17 protein-coding genes and 1 pseudogene are annotated in these 19,438 nt (G+C 64.1%); 7 read left to right on the top strand and 11 right to left on the bottom strand.

Annotated features, from left to right (window positions below):
- Positions 1-368 precede the first annotated feature (368 nt).
- From CWS35_RS04025 to CWS35_RS04005, 5 genes and pseudogenes are all read left to right on the top strand, one after another.
- Positions 369-1,171, top strand: a pseudogene (locus tag CWS35_RS04025) (CarD family transcriptional regulator).
- Between the two features lie 134 nt (positions 1,172-1,305).
- Positions 1,306-1,965 (top strand): LysE family translocator, encoded by a 660-nt coding sequence (locus CWS35_RS04020; RefSeq protein ID WP_024582652.1) that lies wholly within the window; start codon positions 1,306-1,308, stop codon positions 1,963-1,965.
- Positions 1,966-2,278: 313 nt separating this feature from the next.
- Positions 2,279-3,217, top strand: coding sequence for a GlxA family transcriptional regulator (locus tag CWS35_RS04015; RefSeq protein WP_024582653.1), 939 nt, complete (start codon positions 2,279-2,281; stop codon positions 3,215-3,217).
- A 328-nt stretch (positions 3,218-3,545) separates the two neighbouring features.
- Positions 3,546-4,961 (top strand): YncE family protein, encoded by a 1,416-nt coding sequence (locus tag CWS35_RS04010; protein ID WP_100950903.1) that lies wholly within the window; start codon positions 3,546-3,548, stop codon positions 4,959-4,961.
- Positions 4,962-5,073: 112 nt separating this feature from the next.
- Positions 5,074-5,568, top strand: coding sequence for a DUF305 domain-containing protein (locus CWS35_RS04005; RefSeq protein ID WP_245438867.1), 495 nt, complete (start codon positions 5,074-5,076; stop codon positions 5,566-5,568).
- A 90-nt stretch (positions 5,569-5,658) separates the two neighbouring features.
- Here the strand turns inward: CWS35_RS04005 and CWS35_RS04000 are convergent, their stop codons facing one another.
- Genes CWS35_RS04000 through cyoA form a run of 7 tightly spaced genes read right to left on the bottom strand, consistent with a single transcriptional unit; the run spans position 5,659 to position 12,555 of the window.
- Positions 5,659-6,195, bottom strand: a complete 537-nt coding sequence (locus CWS35_RS04000) for a response regulator transcription factor (protein ID WP_024582656.1) — start codon at positions 6,193-6,195, stop codon at positions 5,659-5,661.
- The gene (locus CWS35_RS03995) at positions 6,185-7,555 is read right to left on the bottom strand and encodes an ATP-binding protein (protein WP_100950901.1); all 1,371 of its coding nucleotides are present in this window, start codon (positions 7,553-7,555) and stop codon (positions 6,185-6,187) included. The genes CWS35_RS04000 and CWS35_RS03995 overlap by 11 nt, the downstream gene beginning before the upstream one ends.
- Positions 7,527-8,360, bottom strand: a complete 834-nt coding sequence (locus CWS35_RS03990) for an SURF1 family protein (protein WP_210202765.1) — start codon at positions 8,358-8,360, stop codon at positions 7,527-7,529. The genes CWS35_RS03995 and CWS35_RS03990 overlap by 29 nt, the downstream gene beginning before the upstream one ends.
- Complete coding sequence (gene cyoD, locus CWS35_RS03985; RefSeq protein ID WP_024582659.1) at positions 8,360-8,752, bottom strand: cytochrome o ubiquinol oxidase subunit IV; 393 nt, start codon at positions 8,750-8,752, stop codon at positions 8,360-8,362. Before cyoD ends, CWS35_RS03990 begins: the two co-directional genes overlap by 1 nt.
- Positions 8,749-9,378, bottom strand: a complete 630-nt coding sequence (gene cyoC / locus CWS35_RS03980) for a cytochrome o ubiquinol oxidase subunit III (protein ID WP_024582660.1) — start codon at positions 9,376-9,378, stop codon at positions 8,749-8,751. Before cyoC ends, cyoD begins: the two co-directional genes overlap by 4 nt.
- Entirely contained in the window at positions 9,375-11,378 is a 2,004-nt protein-coding gene (cyoB, locus tag CWS35_RS03975; protein ID WP_100950899.1) for a cytochrome o ubiquinol oxidase subunit I, read from the bottom strand. The genes cyoC and cyoB overlap by 4 nt, the downstream gene beginning before the upstream one ends.
- A 10-nt stretch (positions 11,379-11,388) precedes the next feature.
- The gene (gene cyoA, locus CWS35_RS03970) at positions 11,389-12,555 is read right to left on the bottom strand and encodes a ubiquinol oxidase subunit II (RefSeq protein WP_168226262.1); all 1,167 of its coding nucleotides are present in this window, start codon (positions 12,553-12,555) and stop codon (positions 11,389-11,391) included.
- Positions 12,556-12,799: 244 nt separating this feature from the next.
- Between cyoA and CWS35_RS03965 the strand changes: the two genes are divergently transcribed.
- Positions 12,800-14,089: an MFS transporter gene (locus tag CWS35_RS03965; RefSeq protein ID WP_024582663.1), complete on the top strand. Its 1,290-nt coding sequence runs from the start codon at positions 12,800-12,802 to the stop codon at positions 14,087-14,089.
- A 1-nt stretch (position 14,090) separates the two neighbouring features.
- On the opposite strand, the gene CWS35_RS03960 is transcribed toward CWS35_RS03965, so the two are convergent.
- Complete coding sequence (locus CWS35_RS03960) at positions 14,091-14,849, bottom strand: transporter (protein ID WP_244442253.1); 759 nt, start codon at positions 14,847-14,849, stop codon at positions 14,091-14,093.
- Between the two features lie 234 nt (positions 14,850-15,083).
- Between CWS35_RS03960 and CWS35_RS03955 the strand changes: the two genes are divergently transcribed.
- Complete coding sequence (locus CWS35_RS03955) at positions 15,084-15,485, top strand: cytochrome c family protein (protein ID WP_024582665.1); 402 nt, start codon at positions 15,084-15,086, stop codon at positions 15,483-15,485.
- On the opposite strand, the gene CWS35_RS03950 is transcribed toward CWS35_RS03955, so the two are convergent.
- The 3 genes from CWS35_RS03950 to CWS35_RS03940 all read right to left on the bottom strand — a co-directional run bounded on the left by CWS35_RS03950 (position 15,428) and on the right by CWS35_RS03940 (position 18,995).
- Positions 15,428-16,516, bottom strand: coding sequence for an IS30 family transposase (locus CWS35_RS03950; protein WP_210202764.1), 1,089 nt, complete (start codon positions 16,514-16,516; stop codon positions 15,428-15,430). The genes CWS35_RS03955 and CWS35_RS03950 overlap by 58 nt on opposite strands.
- Before the next feature lie 185 nt (positions 16,517-16,701).
- The gene (locus CWS35_RS03945; RefSeq protein ID WP_024582666.1) at positions 16,702-18,198 is read right to left on the bottom strand and encodes a M48 family metalloprotease; all 1,497 of its coding nucleotides are present in this window, start codon (positions 18,196-18,198) and stop codon (positions 16,702-16,704) included.
- 53 nt (positions 18,199-18,251) lie between these two features.
- Positions 18,252-18,995 carry a thermonuclease family protein gene (locus tag CWS35_RS03940; protein ID WP_100950895.1) on the bottom strand — a complete coding sequence of 248 codons (744 nt, stop codon included), beginning with the start codon at positions 18,993-18,995 and terminating at the stop codon, positions 18,252-18,254.
- Between the last annotated feature and the right edge of the window lie 443 nt (positions 18,996-19,438).

The following is a 19,438-nucleotide window of genomic DNA, read 5'->3' as shown; positions in this document are numbered from 1 at the left end:
GGTCGTTCCGTCCGGCCGTCGATTTAACCCTAATGACGGACATATGACCGGCAGATCCCCTGTTATGCCCGGAATCGGGCGTAAATCATTGATTTTTGCGGAAAATGTGCTATATTGGGCACATTACAGGCCAAGAACCCCCTGCCATGCGTACCTTGTGGCTTCGAGGTTCCCGCAACATCGAACAGGGGCGTGGCAGTTTCCGCGCGCAGGCTGTGTCACAGAAAACGCGTAAAAAGAGTGCTTCAAAGACGACAAAGAAAGCCGCTGTCGTTGCTCGCAGCGCAACCAAAGGCCGTGCCAAGGCGTCCGTGAAGGCGCCTAAGAAGGCGGCGGCTGCAAAGTCCTCAAAGAACAAAAGAAGCGTGATGCCAGAAAAGACTGCCAAGCCTGCCACCAAGGCGACGGCTGCGAAACCCGCTGCCGCCGCGAAGGTCGCCCCAAGACTGCTGCTGCTGCGCCGAAGCCGGCTGCCCCGAAGGCCGCCGCGCCCGCCGCTGCCCCGAAGGTTGCCGCCAAGCCGGCCACCGCCGCCCCGCGCGTCGAGGAGCCGAAGAAGGTCGTGACCCAGCGCCAGGGCTTCAAGGCCAACGAATTCGTCGTCTATCCCGCTCACGGCGTCGGCCAGATCCTGGCGATCGAGGAGCAGGAGATCGCGGGCGCCAAGCTCGAGCTGTTCGTGATCAATTTCATGAAGGACAAGATGACGCTGCGGGTGCCGACGGCGAAGGTCGCCAATGTCGGCATGCGCAAGCTGTCGGAGCCGGCGCTGGTCAAGAAGGCGCTGGAGACGCTGAAGGGCCGTGCCCGCGTCAAGCGTACCATGTGGTCGCGCCGCGCCCAGGAATACGAAGCGAAGATCAACTCGGGCGACATCGTCGCGATCGCCGAGGTGGTCCGCGATCTCTACCGTTCGGAATCGCAGCCCGAGCAGTCCTACTCCGAACGCCAGCTCTATGAAGCGGCTCTCGACCGTCTGTCGCGCGAGATCGCTGTCGTGCAGCACTCGACCGAAACCGAGGCGATCAAGGAGATCGAAGGCCAGCTCGCCAAGAGCCCGCGCCGTGGCGCCAAGGCCGAGTCCGCTGAAGGCGACGCCGAGGGCGATGCCGACGGTGAGGATCTCGACAACGACGGCGACGATACCGCCGTCGAGGACGAAGCCGCCTGAAAGGGTTCGACGGATTGAAAAACAAAAGCCCGGTCGCGAGACCGGGCTTTTTGTTGTCGCGTTGCTAGAGCATGATCCGGAAAACTGCGAAGCGGTCTCGGTTTCCGACCGCTGGTGGAAGTGGGCTTCTCAAGATGAGCATCTACGTGACGGAACTCGCGACCCTGATGGCGATCTTTTCCTTTGTGATCGTCTCGCCCGGTGCCGATCTTGCGATGGTCCTGCGTCAGTCGGTGGTGCACGGTCGCAGAGCGGCCATCGTCACGTCGTTCGGGCTGGGCATCTCGCTGCTGTTCCACATCAGCTACACGATCCTTGGCCTCGGGATGATCATCTCGAAGTCGATCCTGCTGTTCAATATCGTCAAATGGTGCGGCGTCGCCTATCTCGTCTATATCGGGATCAAGGCGCTGCGCGCGGGCTCGCTCACCACGGAGAAGACCCCGCCGCAGGACCGCGCGTTTGGTCCTGAGCAGAAGCCCGTCGCCGAACAGGGGCTGATCAAGGCTTTTGTCCTCGGCTTCGCCACCAACGCGCTCAATCCCAAGCCGGTGTTCTTCTTCCTTTCGGTGTTCGCCACCGTCGTCAGCGTCCACACGCCGGCCATGGTCCGGTTTGGCTACGGCTTGGTGATGGCGAGTTGCCTGATCCTCTGGTTCGTCGGCGTCAGCTATTTCATGACGACGCCACGGGTGCGCGCGGCGTTTGCGCGTGCAAGCAAATGGATCGACCGCGTGAGCGGTGTTGTTTTCATTGCCCTGGGGCTGCGGCTGGCAACCGAAAAGGCCGGCTGAGGCGGGATCGGTTCGCTGCATTGCATTCGCCAGCCAACTCAGCTTCATCCGGTTCGTCGTCGCGATCGGGCCGCGACGGTCGCCGACAGCAGCCTGTCATTATTGCACTCGGCCATTAGTTCGATCCACTCGCGCAAGACCTTGGTGGCACCCGCTGCGTGCCGTGGGGGCGGCGGTGTCGCCCAACCAGCGACGTGGTCTCTGCACTCTGCAAGGCTTAAAACCATTCGGCAGCGACCAGATTTCGCTGCCATGGCGCCGCCATGCTGCCATGTTACGGACAAGACGTCCTCTCTCGATCGCGGAGCTGGCCATGATAGGCATCTTGATCTTTCCCGGCTTTCAATTGCTGGATGCGACCGGCCCAATCGCGGTTTTCGAGTTTGCTGCCCGGTTCGCATCAAAGACCTCCGAGGTTCGGATGCTCGCCATCAACGCCGGGCCCGTGCCGAGCTCGGCAGGCGTCGAAGTGCTTGCATCGAGCCTCGCTTCGTCGAATTCGCTCTCGACTCTCGTCGTGGCGGGCGGCCACGGCGTGCATTCGGCTATCGAATGCAGAGAGACGATCTCCTTTGTGCGTCAGCTGGCCCAGCAAGGCGTGAGGTTGGCTAGCGTTTGTTCTGGCGCTTATATCCTTGCCGAAGCAGGCTTGCTGGACGGACGGCAAGCAACCACACATTGGGGGCGCGCGCGGGATTTCATTTCGCGTTATCCCAAAGTGAAGCTGGATCCCGACCGCATCTTCCTCCGCGACGGCGACATCTGGACCTCCGCCGGCATCACGGCAGGAATTGATCTGGCGCTTGCCATGGTTGCCGAAGACCACGGCGACGTGATCGCTCGGGACACCGCGCGCCAGCTTGTGCTTTACCATCGACGCGGCGGCGGCCAGTCGCAATTTTCGTCCCTGCTGGAGTTGCAGACGCCGACCGGTCGTTTCAGCGCCTTGCTGTCGTGGGCGCGCGAACATCTCGATCAACCGCTGACGGTCGAGATCCTTGCTGAGCAAGCGGGCCTCAGTTCTCGCCACTTCGCGAGAGTCTTCACCGCCGAGACCGGATCGACACCGTCGAAGGCCATCGAAAGGCTGCGGCTCGAAGCGGCGCGTGAGCGGGTTTTGTCCCAGGGGGAGCTGATTGATCGCGTCGCTGCCAGGACCGGTTTCCAGGATCCAGACAGGATGCGGCGCGCTTTCATCCGCGCCTTTGGCCGGTCGCCTCAATCGCTTCGCAGAGCTTCGCGCGGTATCTGACCCCCGCTCCCGTCAATGACCGAAAATGACGGATATTTGGCCTTGTCGCTCACCCGTTCCCGACCTTAATTCCGCTCACCATGAAACGTGGATGTAAGACGCGACGCCAACCCGGTTGAGCAGCAAATCCTTCCTCGGCTGCGGCTGCCCCGTAGAGGGAAATCATCGTCGAACACCAACAGGAAATCGCAGCCATGCGCACGGCGCTTGGCGATCGCTTGCCTGTGCCTTCATCGGAGCGCCGGTCGTGCAGACGACGAGCCGGCCAATTGAAAGGACCGAACCCGTGCGACTTTCTCTTCTGCGCCTGGCCCTTCTCGCCGCGAGCATGTTCACCCCGATCGCAAGCTTTGCCGGGCAGGCACCAGGCGCCGCATCCGATCCCGATATTCCGATCAGTCACAAGGATCGGCTCTACGCCGCCGAGCAGTATTCCAACACGGTCTCTGTTTCCGATCCGGTCGATAACAAGCTGCTCGGTGTCATCAGGCTTGGCGACCCGCAGCCGGCCAATCTGAGCCCGCTCTATAGGGGGCAAGTCCTCGTTCACGGTCTCGGCTTCTCGCCCGATCACAAGACGCTCGTTGTCGTATCGATCGGTACCAACTCGTTGACCTTCATCGACACGGCGACCAATGCGGTCAAGCATACGACCTACGTTGGTCGTGCGCCGCACGAGGCATTCTATACCCCCGACGGCAAGGAGGTGTGGGTCACGGTACGCGGCGAGGATTATGTCTCGGTCGTCGACGCCAATAGTTTCGAGGAGAAAACCCGCATCAAGGTCGCCAACGGGCCCGGGATGCAAATCTTCTCGCCGGACGGCAAATACGGCTATGTGTGTTCGTCCTTCACGCCCGAAGTTGCCGTCATCACTGTCGCCGACCACAAGATCGTCGGCCACGTGAAGCAGGCGAGCCCGTTCTGCCCGAATATTGCTGCATCCGCCGACGGCAAGCAGGTCTGGTTTACGCTGAAGGACACCGGCAAGACACAGGTTTTCAATGCCCAGCCACCGTTCGACCTGGTCAAGACCATTGATACGGGACCGATCTCCAATCACGTCAATTTCGTCATCAACAAGAATGGCAGCTTCGCCTATGTGACTGTCGGCGGACTGAACGAAGTCAAGGTTTTCCGCACCGACACATTCGAACAGGTCGCGACCATTCCGGTCGGTAGCCTGCCGCACGGCATATGGCCTTCCGGTGACGGCACGCGTGTTTATGTCGGTCTCGAAAATGCCGACCAGTTCGCGGTGATCGACACTTTGGCCAACAAGGTCGTCGCCAACATTCCGATCGGTCAGGGAGCACAGGCTGTCGCCTATGTGCCGAATGCCGTGCCCGAAGGCGACGGTCTGCAGAACCTCGTGCCGCTCGGCGTCGCAAGTCAGGCCGCCCATCTGAAGCTGGTTACGAAAGGAAGCCGCGAAAACAGCAAGGCGCCGACAAGCGTATCGCTGTTCGAGCAAGGTCTGACCCAGTTTGTCCAGGCGGCGGTCACCGGTCTCGAGCCGAAGAAGCTCTATGTCCTCGCTCTGTCCGACAAACCCGACGGCAGCGGCGCGCTCGAGGGCCTATCGAGCTTCATGACCAATGCTGCCGGTGCGCAAGTCGTCCAGGCTGTCGGTCCGATCCGACAGATCGTCGATGCGAAACACAGCGCCGCGAAGCGTTATCTCGTGATTGCGACCTCGATCGACGGCAAGCCCGGCGAAGTCCTTCAGGTCCAGTCGGAATGACCGCCGTGGCCTGTCCTTCCGGGGCGGGCCACCGTCCGCCGGATCAGGTGGAAGCTTCGAAGTCTCGCGTCAACAGAGGAGAAATCGACGTGTCGAGCGTCGGTTCAGCAACATGAAACGTCTGAAGACATCCGCGGTCTATCTCATCTGCGCACTCTTCGGTGCAGCTGCGATGTTTGTTGCGATAAGCAGGCTGGCGCCGCCGGCAGCGTTGAAGTCGCCTTCGCAACTTCAGCTTCTGGTGTCGAACCTGATGTCGATCTGCAATGCCGGGACCGACAAGTTTGGTGATGAGACCGCGTACCTGATCGCCATGAACAATTCCATGGAAAAGATGATGTACGGCATGATCGCGCCGCCAACCGGGAAGCTCGACCACGACTTCGTTCAGATGATGATGCCGCATCATCAAGCAGCGATCGACATGGCCCAGGTCTATCTGCTCTTCGGCAGCAATGCGCAACTGCAGCGCATTGCCCAGGAGATCATCGTCGAGCAACAGCAAGAAGTGGTGGCGATGCGGCTCGCGATCGGCGAGGAACTACCGCCCTCGGCACCGGCGCCAACGCGGATCGGGAGTATCGAAATCGAAATTGGGTCCCGTTGATCGGCCGTGAACAGCAGCGTCAGTCCGAACAGCGCGAGCAACACCCGTGCGATGTTGCGGCCATACTCGTGACAGCACGGCAACGAGTCGTCATTTCACCCGCTGCTTCTCCAGCTTGCGGGCCAGCGTCCGGCGGTGCATGCCGAGGCGGCGGGCGGCCTCGGAGATGTTGAAGTCGGTCTCCATCAGGGTCTGGTGGATGCGCTCCCATTCCAGCGTCTTGATCGAGGTCGGCCGCGCGCCGACCTCGATGGCGGCGTTGCCGGCGGCTTTCTGGAACGCGGCCTCGATGTCGTCGGTGTTCGAGGGTTTTGCCAGATAGTGGCAGGCGCCGAGCTTGATCGCCTCGACCGCTGTTGCGATACTGGCGAACCCGGTCAGCACCACGATCAGCATGTCGGGATCATGCGCATGCAGCGCTTCGACGCAGGCAAGTCCCGAAGCGCCGCCGGCGAGCTTCAAGTCGACCACGGCATAGCCCGGCGATTGCTGATCGAGCAGCTCGCGGACCTCGTCGAGCGAGGCCGACACCGCGACGCCATAGCCGCGGCGCTCGAACGAACGCTTCAGCGTGCGCGCGAAGCCGGCGTCGTCCTCGACGATCAGGAGCTGGCGTTCATCCGTCAAGGTCGTCTCCGATCGCGAGTGTCGAGAGCGGCAGCTCGAGCCTGACCGCGGCGCCGATGTCCGGCCGATTGCGCGCCGTCACCACACCGCCGAGCTTGCGCACGACGTTGACCACCAGGAACAGGCCGAGGCCGCTGCCGGAGCTGCCCTTGGTCGACTGATAGGGCTTGCCGATATGCGCCAGCATCTCGCGCGAGAAGCCGGGGCCGCGATCGGTCACCGACAGCAGCAGCCTGTCGGCATTGCGCTCGGCCATCAGCTCGATCCAGTCGCGCGAGACCTCGGCGGCATTGTCGAGCACGTTGAAGATCGCCTGCTTGAGCGCGATGTCGGAGACGATCGCCAGATCGGAGCCGAAGGCGTTGCGGAAGTACAGCGTGGCCGACGGTCGCGTGGTCCGCCATTCCTCGACCAGCGCGGTCAGGAACTCGGCGACCGTGGTCGGGGCGGAGCCTTCGCCGCGGGCCTCACCTGCCGACAGCAGGATGCCCGTCACGATCGATTTGCAGCGCTGGACCGCGATCTCCATCTCGCCGAGGTCCTGTGACAGTTCGGGATCGGAGGCGAGCGCGGGCATCCGCCGCCAGTCGCCCAGAATGACCGAGAGCGAGGCGAGCGGCGTGCCGAGCTCATGCGCGGCGCCCGAGGCGAGCAGCCCCATCTGGACGATGTGGTCCTGCTCGGCGGCTTGCTGCCGCATCGCGGCGAGACGAAGGTCGCGATCGCGCAGGTTGCGGTTGATCCGGGTCATGAAGATCACCAGCAGTACGGCGTCGAGCGCAAGCCCGATGAAGGTGCCGATGACATAGAGATTGAACGCGTCGGCAAAGCCGTGCTGCGGTAGCTCCAGCGGCCGGTAGTAGCTGGTCAGCCAGGCGAAGTTCATGCAGACCAGTGCGACCAGCGACCAGATCGAGGGTGCATCGAGCAGCACCGCGCCGAGCGTCACTTGCAGCAGATAGAGCGACGTGAAGGGATTGGTGGCGCCGCCGCTGAGATAGAGCAGGGCGGTCAGCGCCGCCACGTCGAGCGCCAGCGCGATCAAGAGCTCGCGGTTGTTGATGTCAGCGCGGTAGCGCAGCCACAGCAGGCTGACGAGGTTGAGCACCACCAGCCCCGAGATCACTGCCGCCATCGGCAGCAGCGGCAGCGCGACGCCCATCCAGAACTGCACGAAGCCGATGGTGGCGATCTGGCCGATCACGGCGATCCAGCGCAGCTGGACCAGCAGGGCCATGTTCTTGCGATTGGTCGCGAGGTCGGCCGGTGCCGCGAGATCGAACGGCATGCCGGAAGCCGCGCTCACGGTGGCGCCGGTCGCGGCTTTCTCGTCATGCGGGTCCGGTGTGCGCTCGAGCATCGGGGCCTGGGTCGCGAGACAGGTTGCGGGCTGCGCCAATCAGGCGGCGCACGGCGGCGCGTCGTGAGTCCCACCTTGGATCGGAGACGCCGGCGCGGCCCCTGCCGCGTGCGACGCGCAGGAGCGCGCCCGCCAGCATAAGGGCCAGCGCGAACCATGTCAGCGCGTAAATCAGGTGGTTGTTCGGAAACCGGACGATCGTGAGCCCGCCGACCGGGTAACCGCCAGGATTTGGCGTCGCATCGGCGTCGACGAAGAACGGCGCCACATTCGACAATCCGTGCACTGCCGCGATCGCGGCGACGTCGCGGGAATACCAGCGTCCGGCCGCGGGGTCATTGCTGCGCAAGAAGCCGCCGTTCGGCTCCGAGACCCGCAGCAGCCCGGTGACGCTGACCGGTCCCTGCGGCTCGCCGCCGCGCCGCGTCGCGGGATCGCGCCTGTCTGGCGGAACAAAGCCGCGATTGACCAGCACCGTGGTTCCGTCAGCGACTTGCAGCGGGGTCAGCACCCAGAAGCCGGGACCATCCGCCGTGACGGCTTGCACCAGCGTTTCGTCGGCATCGAGGAAGCTGCCGCGCAGGGTGACGCGGCGGTACTCGTCGCTCGCGGCGGTGACCGCCGGCCATGCCGATGGCGGCGGCGGCGCGACCGGCACGGCATGCATGCGCTGCTCGACCCGCTCGATCAGCGCCAGCTTCCAGGTCCTGCGTTCGATCTGCCAGACGCCGAGCGCGCTCAGCAGTACCACGCCCAGCATGCCGAGCGTGAGCAGCACAAGCGAGGGTCTGGCGGATCGCATCATCACGGCATCTGGCTCATGTCGTGCATCGGCATCATGTTGACGTTGAGGTGATGCATGACCCACAGCGAGCCGGTCAGCGCGATCACCACCATGATCACGGTGAAGATCAGCGCCAGCATGGTCCAGCCGTTCTCGGACCGCGTGTTCATGTGCAGGAAGTACACCATGTGCACGACGATCTGCACCGCGGCGAGCACCAGCACGATCAGCGCGGTGACCTGCTTGTCGGCGATCGCGCCGGTCATCACCAGCCAGAACGGGATAGCGGTGAGGACGACCGAGAGACCGAAGCCGATCAGATAGCTCTTCAGCGAGCCGTGCGCGGCGCCGCCGTGGTCGTCATGGCCGTGGCCGCCACCATGGCCTTCGAGGGTACGGGCTTCTGTTGTCATCGCAGCATTCCCAGCAGGTAGACGAAGGTGAAGACGCCGATCCAGACCACGTCCAGGAAGTGCCAGAACATCGACAGGCACATCAGCCGGCGCCGGTTGGCTTCGGTCAGGCCGAAACGCGCAGTCTGCACCATCAGCGTCACCAGCCAGACCAGGCCGAAGGTGACGTGCAGGCCGTGGGTGCCGACCAGCGTGAAGAACGACGACAGGAAGGCGCTGCGCTGCGGCGTCGCGCCCTCATGGATCATGTGGGCGAACTCGGTGAGCTCGATGCCGAGGAAGGCGAGGCCGAACAGCCCGGTGATCGCGAGCCAGAGTTGGGTCTGGCCGATCTTCGACTTCTCCATCGTCAGCATGGCGAAGCCATAGGTGATCGAGGAGAGCAGCAGCATCGTGGTGTTGAGCGCGACCAGCTTGAGGTCGAACAGGTCCTTCGGCGCCGGACCGGCGGCATAGTTGCCGCCGAGCACGCCATAGGTCGCAAACAGCATCGCGAAGATGAGGCAGTCGCTCATCAGGTAGATCCAGAAGCCCAGCATGGTGCTGGCGCCTTCCGGATGATCGTGCTCGTCGACGACGTGGAAGACCGGCTCGGAATCCTGAGTGGTTATCGTTGCTACGCTCATGTCTGGGCTCCCGCGGCGAGAACACGCGTCCGCGCGTCTTCGGTCCGCACCACCTCATCCGCAGGGATGTGGAAGTCGCGGTGATAGTTGAAGGTATGGCCGATCGCGACCGCGAGCAGCGCAACGAAGCTGACGGCGGCGAGCCACCAGATGTACCAGATCAGCGCAAATCCCATCACCGTCGCGAAGCCGGCGAGGATGATGCCGGTGCCGGTGTTGGAGGGCATGTGGATCGGCTTGAAGCCGGTCAGCGGGCGCTTGTAGCCGCGGCGCTTCATGTCCCACCAGGCGTCGTTGTCATAGACCACGGGCGTGAAGGCGAAGTTGTAGTCCGGTGGCGGCGAGGAGGTCGCCCATTCCAGCGTCCGTGCGTTCCAGGGATCGCCGGTGGTGTCCTTGAGCTGCTCGCGCCGGAGGATGCTGACCGCGAACTGCACCAGCATCGCGCCGATGCCGAGCAGGATCAGGAAGGCGCCGAAGGCCGCGATCACGAACCAGATCTGCAAGGAGGGGTCGTCGAACACGCGGAGCCGTCTCGTCACGCCCATCAGGCCGAGCACGTAGAGCGGCATGAAGGCGAAGTAGAAGCCCGAGACCCAGAACCAGAACGACAGCTTGCCCCAGAACGGATCGAGCCGGAAGCCGAACGCCTTCGGGAACCAGTAGTTGATGCCGGCGAACAGGCCGAACAGCACGCCGCCGATGATCACGTTGTGGAAATGCGCGATCAGGAACAGGCTGTTATGCAGCACGAAATCGGCCGGCGGCACCGCGAGCAGCACGCCGGTCATGCCGCCGATCACGAAGGTCAGCATGAACGCCACCGTCCACATCATCGGCAGCTCGAAGCGGATGCGGCCGCGATACATCGTGAACAGCCAGTTGAACATCTTCGCGCCCGTCGGGATCGAGATGATCATGGTGGTGATGCCGAAGAACGAGTTTACGCTGGCGCCGGAGCCCATCGTGAAGAAGTGGTGCAGCCAGACCAGGTAGGAGAGGATCGTGATGACGACGGTGGCGTAGACCATCGAGGTGTAGCCGAACAGCCGCTTGCCGGAGAACGTCGCGGTCACCTCGGAGAAGATGCCGAACGCCGGCAGCACCAGGATGTAGACCTCGGGATGGCCCCAGATCCAGATCAGGTTCACGTACATCATCGGGTTGCCGCCGAAGTCGTTCGTGAAGAAATTGGTGCCGACGTAACGGTCGAGCGAGAGCAGCGCCAGCACCGCGGTCAGGACCGGGAAGGAAGCGACGATCAGGACGTTGGTGCAGAGCGAGGTCCAGGTGAACACCGGCATCTTCATCATCGTCATGCCCGGCGCGCGCAGCTTGACGATGGTGCAGACCAGGTTGATGCCCGATAGCGTCGTGCCGACGCCGGCGACCTGTAGTCCCCATATGTAATAGTCGACACCGACGTCAGGACTGTAGCCGATGTTCGACAGTGGCGGGTAGGCGAGCCAGCCGGTGCGGGCGAACTCGCCGACGAACAGCGACATCATCACCAGCACGGCGCCGCCGACCGTCATCCAGAAGCTGAAATTGTTGAGGAACGGGAAAGAGACGTCGCGGGCGCCGATTTGCAGCGGCACCACGTAGTTCATCAGGCCGGTGACCAGCGGCATCGCCACGAAGAAGATCATGATCACGCCGTGGGCGGTGAAGACCTGGTCGTAGTGATGGGCCGGCAGGTAGCCGTCGGAGCCGTTGAAGGCGATCGCCTGCTGCAGGCGCATCATCAGCGCGTCCGCGAAGCCGCGCAGCAGCATCACGATGCCGAGGATCATGTACATGATGCCGATGCGCTTGTGGTCGACGGTGGTGAACCACTCGCGCCACAGATAGCCCCAGAGCCGGAAGTAGGTGACGAGCGCGAACAGCGCGAGGCCGCCGGTCGCGACCACCGCGAAGGTGCCGACCAGGATCGGCTCGTGGATCGGCAGCGCTTCCAGATTGAGGCGGCCGAAGATCATCTTGACGAGATCGGGATTCATGCGGTCCTCCTCAGGACTCTGATTTCGGACGCTGGCCGAGCAGCAAAGAGGTCGATGACGGATGCGCCGGCGAGAACGGCGGGCGCTTCAGCCCGAAGCCGCGCAGCGGCGTCAGGTCGAGCGGCGCGGTGACCTCGCGCGACGGCGCGTCCTTGATCTCGTCCATCGAGCAGATGCCGGCGACGAAAGTCGGTCCGGTGCCGAGCGGTGCGCCGCGGCGGGCGTATTTGTCGTAGGTGAGCGGCAGCGTGTTGTTGAGGCCCTCGCGCCCCAGGCCGCCCTTGGCGTCGATCGCCATCATCTCGCTCATGCACATCTTGCCGGGCTCGACGCACATGTTGAGGATCGCCTTGTAGAGATCGCGATCCACGGTGCCGTAGAGCCGCACCGGATCGTCCTGGCTCGGGCGCTCGAGCTGGAGATAGTCGCTGCGGCCGAGCATGTTGGAACTGGCCTTGGTGTTGGCGATCCATTTGTCGAAGCCTGTGGCCGACAGGCTCTTGAACTCGAAGTGCATGCCGGAGAAGCCGGCGCCGCTGTAATTGGCGGAGAAGCCGCGGAAGGTGCCTTCCTTGTTGGCGACCGCGTGCAGCTTGGTCTCCATGCCGGGCATGGCGTAGATCTGGCCGGCAAGGGCGGGGATGTAGAACGAGTTCATCACGGACGAGGCCGTGATGCGGAAGCGGATCGGGCGATCGACGGGAGCGGCGAGCTCGTTGACGGCGGCAACGCCGTAATCCGGGTAGATGAACAGCCACTTCCAGTCGAGCGCGACCACCTCGACATTGAGCGGGGCGTCCTTGCTCTCGATCGGCTTGTTCGCGGCGATGCGGCCGAGCGAGCGGTAGGGATCGAGCAGATGCGTGCCCATCCAGGTCAACGCGCCGAGGCAGATGATGATCAGCAGCGGCGCCGACCAGATCACCAGCTCGAGCTGGGTGGAGTGATCCCACTCCGGCTCGTAAGGTGCCGCGGTGTTGGACTGGCGGTAGCGCCAGGCAAAGAACACGGTCAGCGCCATCACCGGGAGCACGATGATCAGCATCAGGACGGTGGAGATCACGACGAGGTCGCGCTGCTGGACGGCGACGTCGCCGGCGGGCGCCAGGACGACGAAATCGCACCCGCCAAGGAGCGCCGCGAAGGGCAATAAGGCCAATAATTTCAAGGCGCGCACGGCTCACCCCACTGGAATTTTATGATTTCGGCCAACGGGTAGCTGCGATGCAGCAAAGTTGACATTGGACAATTTGTCCAATGTTGCACTGCGGGATAGAAGCTCAGAAAGTGAGGTGGACCGCGTGGCAAAGCGCCCGTGGACGCATCTCTTGCTTGAGCAACATCCGGCCGGAAAACCAGTTTCCATGTTCCCGGATTATGCTCCAAAGGACGGTTCTCCGGCGATGGCACAGGCCCCAGCAATGGCTCACGGCACCCCGACGGCATCAGGTCACGGGCAGGCGAAACCCGGCGAGATCGCCATCGGCGTCATCATCGGACGGACCTCGGAATTCTTCGACTTCTTCGTCTATGCCATCGCCTCGGTGATCGTGTTCCCGAAGCTGGTGTTCCCGTTCGTCAACGAGCTGACCGGCACGCTCTATTCGTTCGGCATCTTCGCACTGGCGTTCGCCGCGCGGCCGCTCGGCACCGTGATCTTCATGGCGGTCGACCGCCGCCACGGCAAGGGCGCCAAGCTCGTCATCGCGCTGTTCCTGCTCGGCACCTCGACGGTGGCGATCGCCTTCCTGCCCGGCTACGACACGATCGGTGTCGCCGCGATCTGGCTTTTGGCCGCCGCGCGCGTCCTGCAAGGCATCGCCTGGGGCGGCGCATGGGACGGGCTCGCCTCGCTGCTTGCGATGAACGCGCCGGCAAATCGCCGTGGCTGGTATGCGATGGTGCCGCAGCTCGGCGCGCCGCTCGGGCTGATCGTGGCGAGCGCGCTGTTCGCCTTCTTCGCCGGCAATCTCTCGGCCGATGATTTCTTCGACTGGGGCTGGCGCTATCCGTTCTTCGTCGCCTTCGCCATCAACGTGGTGGCGCTGTTCGCGCGGCTGCGCATGGTGGCGACCGACGAATATTCCGAGCTGTTCGAGAGCCGCGACCTGGAGCCGGCGCCGGTCGGCGAGACCGTCGCGCAGGAAGGCCGCCACATCCTGCTCGGCGCCTTCGCGCCGCTGGCGAGCTTCGCCCTGTTCCACATGGTCACGGTGTTTCCGCTGTCCTGGGTGTTCCTGTTCACCAGGGAAAGCCCGGTACGCTTCCTGATCATCGAGATGATCGGCGCCATGGTCGGCGTCGTCGCGATCATCGCCTCCGGCATGATCGCCGACCGCGTCGGGCGCAAGCCGCTGCTGCTGGGCTCGGCGGTCGCGATCGCGGTCTATAGCGGCTTTGCCCCGCAGTTGCTCGATGCCGGCGCGTTCGGCGAAACCGTGTACATGGTGCTCGGCTTCGTGCTGCTCGGCCTGTCGTTCGGCCAGTCGTCGGGCGCGATCGCCTCCAGCTTCGCATCGACCTATCGCTACACGGCCTCGGCGCTGACCTCGGATTTCGCCTGGCTGTTCGGCGCCGGCTTCGCGCCGCTGGCCGCGCTGCTGCTGGCCACGCATTTCGGCCTGATCTCGGCCGGCGCGTATCTGTTGTCGGGCGCGGTGTGGACGCTGCTGGCGCTTTGGCTGAGCGGCCTGCGCGAAGCCGAGGGTTGAGCTAGCGGAACAGTCCGTCGACGCGGAACGAATAGCCCAGGCCGACGATGGTGTTCGGCGAGTTGCGGTTGAGCCCGAAGGCGACATGGAGGTCGACCTGCTGGGTCGGCGTGATCTGAACCATGCCGCCGGAATTGATCAGCTGGGTCGGCCGCGCGCCGTCGGGATAGTCGCCGACATATTCGGTGAAGACGCTGATCCGCGCGGTCAGTTTCTTCTCGATCACGAAGGTCGCTTCCGACATCTGCCGGCCGGTCAGCTCGGAGGGGCGAAAGAATTCCGTGAACATGCCGCTGACGCCCCAGCCGTCATGCAGCTCCCATGACCATGGCAGTTGGATATAGGGCTGCGTGCCGCGCCCGGCGACGTCGACCGCGCCGGTCGGCAGTGCGACGCCGGCCGCGAGCGAGAGGTCGATCTTCCCCGGCACTGGGCTGATCTGCCATTTGATGCCGGGCGCGACGTCGGAAAAGCCGGATGGACCGGGCGATCTCATTGTTCCGAGATAGCTCGGCAAGTCGACCAGCACCTCGAGGCAGGGCGCGATGCCGAGCCGCCAGCGGCTGTTGCTGCCGTCGATGCTGCGGCCGCCGTCGCGTCCGGTCAGGTTGCTGCCGTTCTCGTTCTGCAAGCTCCCGACCGGCACGACGATGCTCGAATTGGTGACGTCGGGCCGGTCGGTCGCAATGTCGTCGCCCGGCTTTGGACAGCCGTCCGCGCGCGCGGCGGTGGCTGCTGCGGCGGTGAACGCAGCAAGCATGCACGCGCATCCGGCAAGTCGAGCGACGGCGCCGAACCGATTGCGAAACACTGGGGATGCTCCCATAGCGCGGCGCCGCTGCGGAGGTGGCAGCTTCCGAGTGAGATTGCCGGTGGCGCGCGGATATTCCTGGCGGCTTCAAAAATCTCCCTCAAGCGAGGGTGTGCGGCATGTCGAGGAATAGAATGGTGGTGTGGCTGCTCCTGTCGTCGTGGCAAACAGGAGACCACTGCAATGACCATTCGTTCGATCGCGGGCGTGCCGGCGCTGCGGCACGCCAAAATCGCCGCGATGGCGGCCATCGCGATCCTGCTTTCGTTGAACGGCGCCCGCGCGGCGGGCGATCCGGTGCGCGGCGCCACGCTGTACCAGGGCTGCGGCGATTGCCATTCGATCGAGAAGAACGATGTCGGCCCGATGCACAAGGGCGTCGTGGGCCGCGTTGCCGGGACCGTCGCGGGCTACAATTACTCGCCGGCGCTGAAGAACTCGAAGATCGTGTGGACCGAGGCCAATCTCGACAAATGGCTCTCCGGTCCGGACGCGATGGTGCCGGGCACCAAGATGTTCTACGAGGTTCAGGATCCGAAGGACCGCGCCGACATCATCGCCTTCCTCAAGGAGAAGGCGAAGTAGGGCGCCAAGCTTCTCCACCCGTCGTCCCGGCGAAGGCCGGAAGGTGGATTCACACTCGAAGTGCAACACTTGAGCAGCAAAGACCTCTGTCGGGGTCTTGAAGTCAAGGCATTTGCGCGGGTGTTGTTGTAGGCGGCGATGGACTTGCGAAGGCGGCGGGTCGGCAGCTTCTCAAGGTCGGTGTTGCGTGGGATGAAGCGGCGCATGCGGCCGATGGCGTTCTCGATGCCACCTTTCTGCCAGGGGGCGTGGGGATCGCAGAAGAACGTCTTGATCAAGAGGCTTTGCAAGGAAAGGTGAGCTGCGAACTCGGTGCCGTTGTCGAAGGTGACGGTCCGGCGGATCGGTTGTGGCAGGACCTCGAACAGGCGCACGAGATGGTGGGCGACGCCGGAGGCGAGCTTGCTTGCGAGGGGGACGCCGAGCAACAGGCGGGAGGTGCGCTCATGCACGGCCAAGATCTGCTGACCGTATTTGGAGAACATCATGAGGTCGGCCTCCCAATGGCCCGGGGTCTTGCGATCGGCGACCTCGATGGGACGCTGATCCAGCGAAACACGGCCTTCGATGAAGCTTGCGGGACTGCCGCCCCGCTTGCCGCGACGACCGCGCTTGCTCTTGCCGCGCGGCAAATAGCGTCGCCAGCTGAAGTCCGAGGTGCGGGTGAGCTGGGCATAGATGAAGCGGTAGATGCTCTCATAGGAGATCACCCTGCGGCCGTGCTCACGCGCCAGCCGGCCGGCGACCTGCTCGGGCGACCAGCCCCGACCAAGACGTTCCAACACCGCGCGGCGCAGGCCGGGCTCTCGTTCGAGGCGAGAGCCCGTCCAGCGCCGCGCTCGCATCTGTTGCTGGGCATAGCTGGGCTTGTAACCGACCTGAACGCCAGAATTGCGGTTCAGCTCCCGAGAGATCGTTGATGGCGGGCGATCCAAAGCTGCCGCGATTTGCCGGATCGAGCTACCACCGGCCGAAAGCCTGGCAATCTCGCATCGCTCCTCCAGGCAGAGCTGCTTGTAAGTCCGCCCCATGGCAACACCTCCAGATGGAAGTGTTGCACTTCGTTTGTGAACTCAGGGAACCCTTATCACCGAAGGTGATTGTTGGAAGCGGCTGGGGCCACAGCGCGCTCGAACAACGCTACCCTGTGGTTATGGGTCCCGGCCTTCGCCGGGACAACAGCGGTGGTGAGGTGCGAGCGCGACGCTTCGCAGGCTCAATCCACCACGATCTTGACGCGGTCGCGCGGCTTCACCTGGGCGTGGGCGTCGAGGCCGTTGAGCACGCGGAAGCGCTCGGCCGGATGATCGACGCCGGCCATGCGGTGCGACAGCGATTCCACGGTGTCGCCGGGCTGCACGTTGATGACCTTGATGCGCAGCGGGCGCGCGGCCTGGATCTCATCGAGCGTCAGACGACGGAATGAATTGACGGTCTCGCGCGCATTGCGCTCGCTCTCGGTGGATTTCTGCTTGGCGGCGAAGATGAAGCGGTAGACGTCGCTGCCGAAGCGCAGCGCGTAGACCTTGAACTGCCACTGGTCGCCATGCGCGGTGGCCGAAGCTGCCGGAAAACCATTGATGTTGAGGTCCTCGGTCGAGGATTTCTCGACGCCTTCCATCCAGCCGGAATTCAGATAATCGCCGAGCGTCTGCTCGGCCGGCACCCGTACCACGTCGAAGCGCATCGCCTGGCTGCCGCCTTCGCGCACGCCGATCACCGCCTGTGCGGTGTTGTCGAGCGTGAAATTCTCGGGCGCGGTGAAGGTGAAGCCGAGCTTCGGATGCAGGAATCGGCGGCCGCGCACGAAGCCTTCGCTGGGATCCTCGCCATAGACGATGTTGTCGATCGCGGCGAGATAGGTCTCGCGGTCGCGCTCGTCGTTCTCGGGCGACGAGTATTGCCGCGCGGTGGTCTGCGCATTGGAGATGCGCTCCGGCGTCGCCGGATGCGACGAGGTGAAATCTTGCGCGCGCGGATCGAGCGCGGTCTTGCCGACCTTCAGCGCAGCGTTGCGCTCCATTGCGGTCAGGAAGCGCGCCGCGCCATAGGGATCGAAATGCGCGCGCGCGGCGATCCCGACGCCGATGCCGTCGGCCTCGAACTCCTGCTGCCGCGAGAAGCTCGCCATCGTCAGCTTGGTCTTGGCCAGCGCCAGCGCCGTGAGATCGGGGTCGCTGCTCATGTCGGTGACGACCCGCGTCACCACCGCGGCCTGGCGCGCCTGGTCCTCGCGCATTGCGGCGTGCTTGGCCAGCACATGCGCCATCTCGTGGCTCAGCACCGAGGAGAGCTCGGAGGTGTCGCTGGCCAGCGCGATCAGGCCGCGCGTCACATAGAGCTGGCCGGTCGGCAGCGCGAAGGCGTTGACCGCGCCGGAATTGAGGATCGTCACCTTGTAGGCCTGGTCGGGCCGTTCGGACGCGGCGACCAGCCGCTCGACGGTCTTGTTGATCAGGGCCTCGAGCCTGGGATCGTCATAGGCCCCGCCATAGGACGACAGGATGCGTTCGTGCTCGCGCTCGCTCGAGGGCGTCTGCTGCACCACGCGGTTCGGTTTCACCGGCGGCGCCGCCGCTGCGGTCGGGGTGACCTGCTCGAACCGGCCGACATTGCCGCAGGCCGACAGCGTCAGGGCCGCGCAAACGAGCGCCGGCGCAGCCGAAAGGCGGCGGCCAGTCCCTTGTTCACGCCGTCCTGCGCGTTCAATCACGTCCAAAACTCACACATTGTCCCGCAACCGGTCAGCGGCATGGCTTGTGCGGCCTAGTTCCCGCCGAGTAGCTCAAGCTGTCCCACCCGGAGCAGTTCGATTCGCGGCCCACGTCGTGCCTCAACCCAGCCTCGCACACGAATCCTGCGATTTTCCAGAGACTTGGGCGCAAGCCCGGCGGCCTCGAACGCAGGGACTATGCGCTTTGAAATAGTCACAGCAAAGTCCTGTGTCCAGTTTCGGCCGAAATTCAGGTAGGTCGTCGCCCCCGCCTGGCGCACGGACAAAACCCTGCCCTCGACCACTGTAAAGCGCCCGATCCCGGCCAAAATATCGCCGGGACTTTCGGCGTTTTTTATGACGCTGGCCTCGCCCCAGGTTCCCGATCGGGCGGCCCGCGCCTCGGCCTCCGCGGCCATCAGGGCGGTGGCGCAGTCCTTGTCGGCGATATCAGATGATGCCAGCGCGAGGCCATGGCGCAGCAACTCCCCCTGCACCGGCAAGTCGCTGGCCGCGAGGAAGGCATAGGCCGGCTGCCGTCCATAGCGGTCCGGCGTGTCGTCCTGGCCGCGCAGCGTCACGTCGCGACCGAGCAGCAGCGCCGACAGCGCGGCTGCGGCCCTGGCCCGGTCGGCAATCTCGATGCCGGCAAGCTTGACCTCGCGGCCGTCGTCCAGCCGAAAGCTGCGCGCATCGACGATGGCGGCGACGCGGCCCTCGCCCTGCACCTCGAAATTGCATCCTGCCGCCTCGGCAGGTCCGATGCATGCGACGATCGCGAGCGCGCAGGCAGCCATCGTCAGAGCCGCCGGCCGGCGACGCCATGCTCTATCGCGGCGAGACGTCATGCTGCACTCGTCGTCACTCCGGCGCGCTCCGTTGCAAGCGTTGTCGTCACCAAGGACAGTCTGGCGGAAAGCGCGTCCCGGGGCCACAAGCGAAGCGAGACCACGCCGACCATCCCTGGTTCTGCCGCCGATCATTTTCCTGCGGCGCTTCTCATCGTACGCATGATCGTAGCGCGTGTTTCACGCCGCCGCATGTTGGCCGCGCGACGAGCGTGTTCTCGTGTGCCCGGTATCGTGCCGAAGATTGTCGTTTACGCCGGAGTAGCGCGTCGTCGCGCCCGTCAACCTTACCCATTGACCATTGCAACTCCGTGCACGGAATGAGAATTTGTTATTATTGCCAATGACTTGCGGCGCAAGCTAACTGTCGGAAATTTTTGGAAACAGCGGCC

Source organism: Bradyrhizobium sp. SK17, assembly GCF_002831585.1.
Lineage (GTDB): Bacteria > Pseudomonadota > Alphaproteobacteria > Rhizobiales > Xanthobacteraceae > Bradyrhizobium.
The sequence above is the reverse complement of the archived record's forward strand: the minus strand, read 5'-3'. Positions and strand labels throughout refer to the sequence as shown.

Excerpts from the sequence above, each read along its gene's own strand:
- cyoB (WP_100950899.1), bottom strand. The coding sequence starts at position 11,378 with ATGAATCCCGATCTCGTCAAGATGATCTTCGGCCGCCTCAATCTGGAA.
- CWS35_RS04020 (WP_024582652.1), top strand. The coding sequence starts at position 1,306 with ATGAGCATCTACGTGACGGAACTCGCGACCCTGATGGCGATCTTTTCC.
- CWS35_RS03960 (WP_244442253.1), bottom strand. The coding sequence starts at position 14,849 with ATGCTTGCTGCGTTCACCGCCGCAGCAGCCACCGCCGCGCGCGCGGAC.
- cyoD (WP_024582659.1), bottom strand. The coding sequence starts at position 8,752 with ATGACAACAGAAGCCCGTACCCTCGAAGGCCATGGTGGCGGCCACGGC.
- CWS35_RS03940 (WP_100950895.1), bottom strand. The coding sequence starts at position 18,995 with ATGGCTGCCTGCGCGCTCGCGATCGTCGCATGCATCGGACCTGCCGAG.
- CWS35_RS04010 (WP_100950903.1), top strand. The coding sequence starts at position 3,546 with ATGTTCACCCCGATCGCAAGCTTTGCCGGGCAGGCACCAGGCGCCGCA.
- CWS35_RS03965 (WP_024582663.1), top strand. The coding sequence starts at position 12,800 with ATGGCTCACGGCACCCCGACGGCATCAGGTCACGGGCAGGCGAAACCC.
- CWS35_RS04005 (WP_245438867.1), top strand. The coding sequence starts at position 5,074 with ATGAAACGTCTGAAGACATCCGCGGTCTATCTCATCTGCGCACTCTTC.
- CWS35_RS03990 (WP_210202765.1), bottom strand. The coding sequence starts at position 8,360 with ATGATGCGATCCGCCAGACCCTCGCTTGTGCTGCTCACGCTCGGCATG.
- CWS35_RS03950 (WP_210202764.1), bottom strand. The coding sequence starts at position 16,516 with ATGGGGCGGACTTACAAGCAGCTCTGCCTGGAGGAGCGATGCGAGATT.
- cyoC (WP_024582660.1), bottom strand. The coding sequence starts at position 9,378 with ATGAGCGTAGCAACGATAACCACTCAGGATTCCGAGCCGGTCTTCCAC.
- CWS35_RS03995 (WP_100950901.1), bottom strand. The coding sequence starts at position 7,555 with ATGCTCGAGCGCACACCGGACCCGCATGACGAGAAAGCCGCGACCGGC.
- CWS35_RS04015 (WP_024582653.1), top strand. The coding sequence starts at position 2,279 with ATGATAGGCATCTTGATCTTTCCCGGCTTTCAATTGCTGGATGCGACC.
- CWS35_RS03955 (WP_024582665.1), top strand. The coding sequence starts at position 15,084 with ATGACCATTCGTTCGATCGCGGGCGTGCCGGCGCTGCGGCACGCCAAA.